The organism is Chroococcidiopsis sp. (genome assembly GCF_051657925.1).
Classification (GTDB): Bacteria; Cyanobacteriota; Cyanobacteriia; order Cyanobacteriales; family Chroococcidiopsidaceae; genus Chroococcidiopsis.
The window spans coordinates 1-8,993 of the sequence record NZ_JBOFLP010000254.1; the positions used below are offsets into that span (position 1 = coordinate 1).

The 8,993-nt window shown below is 45.3% G+C and carries 10 protein-coding genes; 3 read left to right on the forward strand and 7 right to left on the reverse strand.

Going from position 1 to position 8,993, the window contains the following annotated elements:
* Positions 1–102: 102 nt before the first annotated feature.
* A complete protein-coding gene (psb35, locus tag ACRC32_RS20780) occupies positions 103–327 on the forward strand; it encodes a photosystem II assembly protein Psb35 (protein ID WP_039714974.1) in 225 nt (74 codons plus the stop codon).
* A gap of 168 nt (positions 328–495) precedes the next feature.
* Here the strand turns inward: psb35 and ACRC32_RS20785 are convergent, their stop codons facing one another.
* The 3 genes from ACRC32_RS20785 to ACRC32_RS20795 all read right to left on the reverse strand — a co-directional run bounded on the left by ACRC32_RS20785 (position 496) and on the right by ACRC32_RS20795 (position 3,482).
* Positions 496–918, reverse strand: coding sequence for a TerB family tellurite resistance protein (locus ACRC32_RS20785; protein ID WP_438555755.1), 423 nt, complete (start codon positions 916–918; stop codon positions 496–498).
* The gene (locus ACRC32_RS20790; RefSeq protein ID WP_438555756.1) at positions 908–2,470 is read right to left on the reverse strand and encodes a 16S rRNA (cytosine(967)-C(5))-methyltransferase; all 1,563 of its coding nucleotides are present in this window, start codon (positions 2,468–2,470) and stop codon (positions 908–910) included. Before ACRC32_RS20790 ends, ACRC32_RS20785 begins: the two co-directional genes overlap by 11 nt.
* A 100-nt stretch (positions 2,471–2,570) precedes the next feature.
* On the reverse strand, positions 2,571–3,482 hold the full coding sequence (locus ACRC32_RS20795; protein WP_438555757.1) for an NADP-dependent oxidoreductase: 912 nt from the start codon (positions 3,480–3,482) through the stop codon (positions 2,571–2,573).
* A gap of 161 nt (positions 3,483–3,643) precedes the next feature.
* On the opposite strand from ACRC32_RS20795, the gene ACRC32_RS20800 reads away from it, so the two are divergent.
* Complete coding sequence (locus tag ACRC32_RS20800; protein WP_438555763.1) at positions 3,644–4,804, forward strand: RNA-guided endonuclease InsQ/TnpB family protein; 1,161 nt, start codon at positions 3,644–3,646, stop codon at positions 4,802–4,804.
* An 89-nt stretch (positions 4,805–4,893) separates the two neighbouring features.
* On the opposite strand, the gene ACRC32_RS20805 is transcribed toward ACRC32_RS20800, so the two are convergent.
* From ACRC32_RS20805 to miaB, 4 genes are all read right to left on the reverse strand, one after another.
* A complete protein-coding gene (locus ACRC32_RS20805; protein WP_438555758.1) occupies positions 4,894–5,766 on the reverse strand; it encodes an oxidoreductase in 873 nt (290 codons plus the stop codon).
* A gap of 269 nt (positions 5,767–6,035) precedes the next feature.
* Positions 6,036–6,431 carry a VOC family protein gene (locus ACRC32_RS20810; RefSeq protein WP_438555759.1) on the reverse strand — a complete coding sequence of 132 codons (396 nt, stop codon included), beginning with the start codon at positions 6,429–6,431 and terminating at the stop codon, positions 6,036–6,038.
* Between the two features lie 71 nt (positions 6,432–6,502).
* Positions 6,503–7,144 carry an antibiotic biosynthesis monooxygenase family protein gene (locus ACRC32_RS20815; protein WP_438555760.1) on the reverse strand — a complete coding sequence of 214 codons (642 nt, stop codon included), beginning with the start codon at positions 7,142–7,144 and terminating at the stop codon, positions 6,503–6,505.
* A gap of 93 nt (positions 7,145–7,237) precedes the next feature.
* Positions 7,238–8,602: a tRNA (N6-isopentenyl adenosine(37)-C2)-methylthiotransferase MiaB gene (miaB, locus tag ACRC32_RS20820; RefSeq protein ID WP_438555761.1), complete on the reverse strand. Its 1,365-nt coding sequence runs from the start codon at positions 8,600–8,602 to the stop codon at positions 7,238–7,240.
* A gap of 195 nt (positions 8,603–8,797) precedes the next feature.
* Here miaB and ACRC32_RS20825 point away from each other — a divergent pair.
* Positions 8,798–8,993, forward strand: a 196-nt coding sequence (locus tag ACRC32_RS20825; protein WP_438555762.1) for a glycosyltransferase family 2 protein, incomplete at its 3' end; no start/stop codon positions are given.

Below are 8,993 nucleotides of genomic sequence, written 5' to 3' on the forward strand. Positions count from 1 at the left end.
ACTGATAACTGACACTGAGCTTCTTTCCTGGGGAGGATGGAAATGGTACTCTGTTTGTATAGGGTCTAAACAGTAGTATTAGCAATCTGAGGAAATATGACTATGCACATATTAATGCAAGCAGCAGCAGATGCGGCAGTAAATCAGCCTCACTTTCCAATCTCTGCAACTCTAGTATATGTAGTTGGTTTTATTGCTGCTGCGACAATTGGTTCCGTTGCTTGGTACAATTCCAAGCGTCCTGTAGGTTGGGAAGATAAAGAGCGTCCCGGCGTAGTACCAGAAGTGAAAAAAGAAGAAACTCCTGGAGTTGGCGAACCAAAATAAAAGTCAAAGGTCAAAAGTCAAAAGTCAGTGTAGAGACGTTATATGTAATGTCTGTACAGAGTTATTAGTTATCAGCGATTAGTGACTGGTGAGGAGTGACTGGATGAAGAATTCAGCTACTAACCACCGATCTCTAGCCACTAGCCACTCATAACAAATGACTAATGACTAATTTTGAGTCTCTACCCAACGACGGTAGAGATTTTGGATTGCGTGAATTGCGGAATTGTGCATGGAATGATGCTGTGTTTCCTCTGAATGAGAAGACTCTATTTTGTTAAGCAATTGAGCTTCTTCTACGGCAACATCGCCATCACTATAAATTAAGCCGCTAATAGCTTCAATCAAACTTTGATAAGCTGTTTCACTAGGGCGATCGCCTAAATGTGCTTGAATCCATTCATAACATTCTGTAGGCTGTACTGTTCGGAGTTCGTTGAGTAAAGGTCGAATCTCTGGATCGTCAGCCAAATTTTTTGCTTGAGCGACTTGCTGAAGATATTTCCTTTCCTCCGGTTGAATTTTGCCGTCCAACCAAGCAGCACCGATCAAGATTTTCATTAAATTTTTGGTATTAGAATTAGTAGTCATTTTTGCTAATTGGTAATTGGTAATTGGTAATTGGTAGTTGGTAGTTGGTAGTTGGTTCTCCCCTGCTCCCCTGCTCCTCTGCCCCTCTGCTCCCTACTCCCCTGCTCCCTACTCCCTGCTCCCTTCTCTTCAATCGAACCATAAAAAAGCCATCCATTTGATGCTGATGGGGAAAGATCTTCAACCAACCTGCCGCAGTGGAAAATGGAGCTGCAGGAGAATCGGACGGGGGAGGAGCGATTTGCCATTGGGGATGGCTAGATAAAAACCATTCCACTGCTCTTTCATTTTCTAAAGGATGAAGAGTGCAAGTGGCGTATACAAGAATACCACCAGGTTTAACCCAAGTAGCCGTACAATCGAGTAGTTCTTTTTGTAGGCTAGCAAGTTCTTGCACTGATGCGGGTGTTTGTCGCCAACGAGCATCGGCGTGGCGGTGCAAAGTTCCCAATCCAGAACAGGGAGCATCGAGCAACACGCGATCGGCTATATTCGTAAATTGAGGCAGAGAACGGCTATCCCCAGGACAAATTTTTATCGATCGCAATTGTAGGCGTTCGGCATTTGTTTTAAGTTTATTTAAGCGAGATGTCGTGCGATCGCAAGCCCAAATTGTTCCACGATCTTGCATTAATTCGGCTATGTGAGTTGTCTTACCTCCAGGTGCAGCACAAGCATCAATCACAACTTCTCCCGCTTGCGGATCGAGTACGTGACTCACAAGTTGAGCGCTACTATCTTGGACAGTCCACCATCCCGCACTATATCCAGGCAAATTCTGAATTGCACCGATATTGCCAGTCAACCTCAAAGCTTGGGGTAGATGGGGAAGCCGCATTACAGACACTCCTGCTGCTTGCAACTGCGTTTCTACTTGTTCGATGGAAGTTTGTAAAGTATTAACTCGTAGATCGATTGCTGGCGATCGATTAAACCATTCACACAGTTGTTCTGTCTCTTCCAAACCCAACTGTTCCAACCACAATTCAATCATCCAATTAGGGTAACTGTGTAGAATTCCTAGTCTTTCAACCGGATCTTTTGGTAATGGGATGATAGCTGACAGTTGACAGTTGACAGTTAGTTGTTGTCCCTCTGCCCCTCTGCCCCTCTGCCCCTCTGCTCCCTGCTCCCTGCACCGAAGCGCTCCCTGCTCCCTGCTCCCTTCCATCTCCCGTATAAATTGACGCAAAATCCCATTGACAAATCCCTTCAATCCAGCCAAACCATTAGTTTTTGCCAATTCCACTGTAGTATTGACAGCGGCAGAGGAGGGAATTTGAGTCAGATAGCATAGTTGGTATAAGCCGAGATGGAGGATAGTGCGTAAGTCGGGGGGTTGTTGGTGAGATTTTTTTTTAGCTAAGCGATCGATCGAAGCATCGAGCGATCGCATTCTCCTAACGCTACCGTAAACTAATTCTGTTACCAAACGGCGATCGATGGCGGTTAAATTCGATTGACTGAGTACCCGATCTAAAGCGACATCTGCATATGCATCGCGATGTACTGCCTTGAGAGCGATAAAAGCTAGTTGGCGAGGATTTTCCATGCCCGATTGTAAGTTGGATCGATTGAATACACCAACTCATTTAAGTATAGGTACTAGTATGTAGCTTGGCGATCGGAGAAAAATTTACCGCTTTCCTCCTTTAGTCAACCCGCAGCACGATTTTACCCCGCGTCCGTCCGCTTTGGCTTAACTGGTGTGCTTGTGCGGCTTCGCTCAAGGGTAGTACGGTTTCTACATGCGGTTTAACTTGCCCTGAGTCGATGAAAGTAGTAATTTCATCTAATTGCGCCGCATTTGGTTGTACGTGGGTAATAGCAACTCGCACGCTGGCACTTTCTGGTGGCGGGCTGACAATTGAAACGAGTATCCCATCTGGTTTGAGAACTTTGAGCGATCGCGATCGTGTTTCACCACCAATTGTATCTAGAACCACATCGAGATCGCGCACGACATTTTCAAATGGTGTCGCCTGATAGTCTATTGCTTCGTCTACTCCCAATTTGCGGATAAATTCAGTATTACGAGTAGAAGCCGTACCGATAACATGCGCACCCTTGGCTTTTGCCAATTGCACGGCGATCGATCCTACTCCACCAGATGCGGCATGAATGAGAATTTTTTGTCCTGCCTCTAAGTGCGCCGTATCGAAAATTGCCTGCCAAGATGTCAGCGCTGCCACTGGTAAAGCTGCTGCTTGAATAAAGTCGATACTTTTGGGTTTTAGCGTGACTTCCGATTCTTTAGCAGCGATGTATTCAGCATACGTACCTTCCCGCCGCAAGCTAGCGTAGCCGTACACTTCATCTCCTGGCTTCAGTCGCTGCACGGCATCACCAACAGACTCCACAACTCCCGCAACATCAGCACCGAGAATATGAGGCAAATTGAAGGTTTTACCCACATATCCCTCGCGAATCTTCCAATCTACAGGATTAACTCCTGCTGCATAAATCCGAATCAAAACTTCATCTGTTGCGGGTTGAGGTAGTGGCGCGTCTTCGTACTTCAAGACATCTGCGCCACCATAAGCGTGCATCCGAATTGCTTTCATCTTTTCAACCTCCCTGGAGATCCCCATCCAGACCCGAAGGGTTGGTGGGGGACGCAGCTCCAATGCGCGGGAAACCCGCGCTTCCGCCTGCTTAGGAAAGGGAGGGCAGGATCTTTGCAGCCTACTAGATTTTTGAGTGCGGGATGAAGCATAATACTCCCATGACTCAATCTCTGTCTGTGTCTTGTAAGCTCGAAGTCCCTGAGAAGGTGCGCCCACAATTTGAGCGCACTTTTGAAGAATTTGCCAATGCCTGTAATCAAATACTGGCAGTAGCTAAGGCTGAAGATTGCTGGAATACAACTAAATTGCACCACCTGACGTATTATGCGGTTAAAGCAAGCACTGGCTTGAAGGCTAACCATGTCTGTCAGGCGATTCGTCGGGTAATTGACAATAGTAAAGCGACTCGCAAAATGAAGAAGTTCCGACCCACTAGCGTCTCCTTGGATGCCAGAACCTTTGTCTTTTACGAAGACGATTGGAAGGTGGGAATTACTTTGATCTCTGGTCGAGTTAATTTCGCTTTGTCGATTGGTAACTACCAACGAGCTTTGCTCAAAGGACAAACCCCGACGAGTGCAGTTTTGGTTCGACGTAATGATGGTAGTTACTACGTCAATATCGTTGTGGAATTGCCGACAGAACCAACGGGTAAAACCCCAAGGGTGATTGGGGTCGATCTCGGAAGGCGCGACATTGCCACTACCAGCACTCTTCTGGCTTGGAATGGTAGTCAGTTGCAAGGAGTCAGGGACAGATACAGCAGGGTTAGAAGCAACGTTCAACGTAAACGCACGCGGTCGTCGAGGCGACTTTTGCGAAGGCTCTCTGGCAGAGAACGTAGGTTTCAGAGGCATATCAATCACGTTATTAGTAAAGAATTGGTAACGGAAGCTAAAGAATTGGGCGCAGCACTGGCTTTTGAGGATTTGACCAACATTCGAGAAAGCTTGAATGAAAAGCCGAGAAACAAAACGGAACGTAGAAGGTCTAACAATTGGGCTTTCTATCAGATGCGATTGTTTACTCAATACAAAGCTGCGATGAACGGAATCCCTATTGTTTTCGTACCCGCCGCCTACACAAGTTCGACCTGCTCCCGTTGTCACGCCATTGGTGATAGGAATGGCAAGAAATTTAGTTGTAAGCGGTGTGGCTTGGAACATATAGACTCCGACTTGAATGCTGCACTGAATATTGCTGCTCTTGGGGCGACTGTTGTAAACTCGCCCGAAGTTCGAGGGATTGCTTGCCAGATAGAAGGACAACTATCGTTGTTGCCTGTCGGCGGTGAGATCTTGGACAAAGCTCCCGCTTGAAGCCCGAAGGGGTTAAGCGGTGAGTAGTTTACGAATTGTATGAGGTATGGAATGGGTATGGGAGAAGTAGGGGAAATTTGAACGATCGCTTACCCTCCGATCGCACCGACAGCTGCCCCTTCATAAGCCGTATTTACGGCTACGTCTTTCCAAGCCTCCATCTCTGCCTTGACTGATTCTAGTTTTGATTCAATTGCACCCACGGCATCTGCACCTAAAGCGAGTCGTAAAGGTGGGTTGTCGCTATTTACGGCTTGGATCATTGCCTCGGCTGCTTTAACGGGATCGCCCGGTTGCTTACCATCCATATCTTGCAGCCACTGACGGAAACCACTAATTACGGGTTCGTAGTCGGCAATTTGAGTATCAGCTAGGACGAGCGATCGCCCGTTGAAATCTGTCCTGAACGCCCCTGGTTCGACGATGATAATTTTAATCCCTAACGACTCTACTTCCTTGACAAGTGCTTCAGACAAGGCTTCTAGAGCAAACTTAGTCGCACAGTAAATTCCAGCACCAGGAAAGGACACAAAACCACCTACCGAAGAAAGGTTGAGAATGTATCCACTGCGGTGCTGTCGCATCGAGGGTAGCACTGCTCGCATCATGTTCAGCGCCCCAAAAACATTCGTTTCAAACTGGCGGCGAGTTGCTTCATCGCTGAGTTCTTCCAACGCCCCCATTGTACCGTAGCCAGCATTATTGACTAATACGTCAATGCGTCCGAATTTAGCGATCGCTGTTTCTACTGCTGCCTTGACTTGTGCTGGTTGAGTCACGTCTAGCTGCACTGCTAGAGCGCGATCTGGATATTTTGTCTGAATATCTTCAACATGTTGGGGATTTCGTGCCGTTACCACGACTTTCTCGCCCCGATCTAATACTGCTTGGGCGATCGCTCTCCCGAAACCACTGGAACTACCTGTAATCAACCAGACGCGAGAATTTTGCACAGATGTCATAAAACTCTCCAATTACTGAATTGGTTTACTCTATGGCGCGATCGAATTGTCAGTTGTACGTTTTGGTTTGAAGTGTTTAAATCAACTCGATTTATTTCGATCTAGCTAGTTGAAAGCAAGAAAAGTAACGATTAATTCTTAAAATCGCTACTCTCTTAATTTCTACTTTGTATTTCAAACGAGCGATAGTTCCTCATGCATATTTCAAGGTAAAGCAAGGAGAGCTATATTGTCAACTCAATTGCAGACCTATTGAGATATAAATTTGGTCAAATCATATATTGATAAATCCCAATTAAGTTTCCATCAGGATCGCGTATATAAGCAGTTTTGAGATCGTAACTAGGATTACTCATTAGCTCTCTAGTAAATTTAATTCCCTTTTGTTTTAATTCGTGACAAACTGTTTCTATATCGGCAACTACAAAAACTAATACGGCGCGATCTTGACATTCTGCATGAAGTGGGAGGCGATCGCTGCCAATTATTTCTGCCATTTCTTGCCGTTGCGAGATTGCTAGTTTCATATCTCCAGCGGCAAATTCAGCATACCCTTCCTGAGTAGCATCTACTATTACCTTAAATTCCAAAATATCCCGATAAAAAGCAAAACAAGCTTTCAAATCGGTAACTAAAAGTCTAGTGTAAGAGGTACGAACTTGCATAATTCAGTTATTAGTGAATAAAGGGAGCAGGGAGCAGGGAGCAGAGTGTAAAAAAAATTAATTTTTGACTTTTACTCATGAGGTTCGGTAAAAACAACTTCATATAGGTGAAATTCGTTTTCTGATAAACCTTGCCAATATTCCCGCACGGGGGCAAACTTTGGTTCTTTGACTAGCAGTTCAAAATTATCGAGAGTTTGCCAAAATCCATAATTCATCGTGCGCGTCCCATCAAGCGAACGGTGAAAATTTGCAGATAATAGATCGGGGTGTTCTAACGCAATTGTGACGTTTTCTCGCTCTAGCTCTATCAAGCGAGACTGATTTTCTGGCTTCATTCTAAATTCTCCCAGGTGAATTAAGCGCCCTGGAGAAATTGTGAGGTCTGCCGATTCCGGTAAAGAAATCGTTACCTCGTATACACGGGAGTCTAGTAAATGAAAATTGGATAATTTAGCCGCTCCCCGCGCTTGTACTTCAGAGTTATTGAGGAAAGCTTTGTAATCTTCTAGAGTTTTCCACTGAGCGTAGTTTAGAACTCTGATACCATCTAAACTTTTGTGGAGACTCGATGAAACAAAACCAGGTTGATGCTTTACGTCTGCCTCCACGAATTCAACAATTGTATTTATTAGTTCCTGCTGTTGTTCTGGTTCTACAGCAAAAATAATGATGACTGCGATCGCCTCATTGTGTTTGGCAATAGTAGGCATGATTAAACCTCTACTCAGCTACAACAATCCTCAATCGATCGCACCTTCGGTTACAGTCAGCTTTCTACACTGATAACTGATAACTGTCAACTGTCAACCAACTACCAATTGACGCGCCTCTATCGGTTCTCCTGTCAAACTGAAAGCCCGTACTTCAGTAATTTTGACTGTAACTAATTTCCCCTTGAACTGGACAATATCGCCATCAAAGAACGTCAAACGATTTCCCCTCGTTCTTCCCATCACTTGTTGGGGGTTTTTAGGGTTTTGGTCTTCGACTAAAACTTCCTCAACTCTACCTAAATAACGCTGCGATCGCGCTTGAGCTGTGGTAGCAACTAAATGATTTAATCTTTGCAGGCGATCGCTCTTGACTTCTTCACTTAATTGTGCATCCCATAAAGCAGCGGGAGTCCCAGGACGTGGGGAGTAAGCTGCTGTATTCAAATGGTCGAAACCAATATCTGCCACTAATTTGAGCGTATTTTCAAACTGTGCTTCAGTTTCCCCAGGAAAGCCGACAATGGCATCAGCACTAATTGAAGCATCGGGCATCAGTTGCCGAATTTTATCGATAATCCGCCGATATTTTTCGTGCGTGTAACCCCGTGACATCCGTTTGAGGATTTCATTATCTCCCGATTGGAAGGGAATGTGAAAATGCTCGCATACCTTGGGTAACTCCGCACAAGCACGAATTAATCGTTCGGTGAAATAACGCGGGTGGCTGGTAGCAAAACGGAGGCGATCGACTCCTGGTACGTCGTGGACGTAGTAGAGTAAATCTGTCAGCGTGTGTAAGTGTCTGCCTTCTGGGGTAGTTCCTGGTAAGTCGCGCCCATAAGCATCGATATTTTGACCGAGTAAGGTAATTTCCTTATATCCCTGTTTGCCCAACTCTAACATTTCTGCTGCGATCGCCTCCGGCGTGCGAGACTGTTCTACGCCGCGCACGTTGGGAACCACGCAGTAAGTACAGCGTTCGTTACAACCATAAATCACATTAACCCAAGCAGTTACGGTACTGTCGCGGCGCGGTTTCGTAATATCTTCGACAATTTGAATGGGTTCTGTTGCTACAACTTGATTGCCGTCGAATACCTGTTCTAGCAGTTCTCCTAAACGATTAGCGTGTTGGGGTCCCATGACGAGATCGATTTCCGGTACTCGTCGCAGCAGTGTTTCTCCTTCCTGCTGTGCCACGCAACCAGCGACGACTATTGTTAAGTCTGCTTGTTCCTGCTTGCGCTTCGCTTGTCTACCTAAGTAGGAATAAACTTTTTGCTCGGCGTTGTCCCGAATCGTGCAAGTATTGTAGAGGAGTAAACTTGCTTCATTTGGGTCTTCTGACCACTCGAAGCCCATATCCTCAAGGATGCCAGCCATGCGTTCGGAGTCAGCCTTGTTCATCTGGCAGCCAAAAGTGGTGATGTGATAGCGGCGGTTAGCAGTGGTCATTAGGTGGAGACAAGTTCGGGTTTAGCTTTACATTCACTAATTATAGATTTTTGCACGGATTTTTACGGCTCTAGCTCGACTCGGAGCTGAGCTGCAAGCCATTTAGTAAAAAATATTACTATAAGAAAGTTTTTCTTACGCAACATTACCGTATGATAAATGTTACTACCCCTGAAATGGGTGCAAATCTTAAAGATGACAAAAGTTTCTGTTATTGTTCTGGTTTACAAGAGTGAACCATATATTGCAGCAACAATTCGTTCAGTGTTAGTACAAACTTATAAAAACTTTGAAATTCTAGTCATTGATGACGGTTCGCCCGATCGCAGTGTAGAAATTTGTTGCCAATTTAACGCTCCGAGAATTAAAATTATTCGTCAAGAAAATTGCG